This window comes from Enterococcus malodoratus, assembly GCF_027659535.1.
Lineage (GTDB): Bacteria > Bacillota > Bacilli > Lactobacillales > Enterococcaceae > Enterococcus_A > Enterococcus_A malodoratus.
The window spans coordinates 1-1,328 of the sequence record NZ_JAQDPG010000027.1; the positions used below are offsets into that span (position 1 = coordinate 1).

A 1,328-nucleotide genomic window follows, 5' to 3' on the forward strand; every position below is an offset into this window, starting at 1 on the left:
GATAGCGTAAAATATTTTGTGTAAATAGAATTTTTGAGTAGAAAAAAAGAAAGTCCATTCTGTAAAATTAAAGTTACCACACAGAAATTTTATAGGAGGACTTTCTCATGACACATTTTACTACAGAAATTATGGAAACACTAATCAATAAAGGTGATCTAGATGATTTATTTCGGCGACATTTAGAATTAGCCATCAATTCGTTACTGCAGGCTGAACTAACAGCTTTTCTTGATTATGAAAAGTATGATCGTGCCGGTTTTAATACGGGTAATTCCCGCAATGGGAATTATTCACGATCATTTAAAACCGAGTATGGAGAATTGAATTTAGTTATTCCAAGAGATAGAAATGGAGAGTTTTCTCAACAAACTGTACCTGCTTACAAAAGAAGCAATGATACTCTGGAAACAACCATAATTCAGTTGTTTCAAAAAGGAATCACCATGTCTGAAATCTCTGATTTAATCGAAAAAATGTATGGTCATTATTATACACCACAAACAATTTCAAATATAAGTAAGATTGTCTCTGAAGATGTATTAGCTTTTAAAGAAAGACAAATAGAATCTAAGTATCCAATCATTTTCATGGATGCTACTTATATTCCTGTAAAAAGACAAACTGTTTCAAAAGAAGCCGTTTATATCGTAATTGGTATCCGCTTAGATGGAACAAAAGAAGTTTTAGGATTTAATATTGCTCCAACAGAGTCTGCTTACGTTTGGAAAGAAATCCTTCAAGACTTAAAAAATCGTGGTTTAGAGGAAGTTTTATTAGCAGTAACAGATGGATTAAGTGGTATTAATGACAGTATTTATAGTGTTTATCCAAATGCTCAATTTCAACAGTGTTGTGTTCATGTTTCTAGAAATATTGCGCATAAAGTCCGTATCAACGATAGAAAAGAAATTTGTGATGATTTTAAGACTGTCTATCAAGCCGATTCAAAAGAAGAAGCTATTAATCAAATAAATTTTATGACAGAAAAATGGAAAAAACAGTATCCAAAAGTGATTAGATTACTTATGAATCCTGCTATATTAACCTTTTATAATTTTCCTTCCTCAATTAGAAGAACTATTTATTCAACGAATTTAATTGAGGGATTTAATAAGCAATTAAAAAAATACACAAAAAGAAAAGAACAATTTCCCAACGAAGAATCTCTAGAGAGATTCCTAGTTTCTCAATTCAATAATTATAATCAAAAATTTTTGGGCAGAACCCATAAAGGCTTCAAAGAAATTGAAGGCACATTAGAATCAATGTTTTAACTTAAATAATAGAATGGACTTTCTCATTTACACAAAATATTTTACACTCTC

At 30.2% G+C, this 1,328-nt stretch carries 1 protein-coding gene; it reads left to right on the forward strand.

Translation table 11 applies throughout. The features are described 5' to 3' along the window. Window positions 1-107 precede the first annotated feature (107 nt). Complete coding sequence (locus PGP85_RS21225; RefSeq protein ID WP_270329354.1) at window positions 108-1,277, forward strand: IS256 family transposase; 1,170 nt, start codon at window positions 108-110, stop codon at window positions 1,275-1,277. Window positions 1,278-1,328 lie beyond the last annotated feature (51 nt).

Coding starts and splice junctions, on each gene's coding strand:
- PGP85_RS21225 (WP_270329354.1), top strand. CDS start 108: ATGACACATTTTACTACAGAAATTATGGAAACACTAATCAATAAAGGT.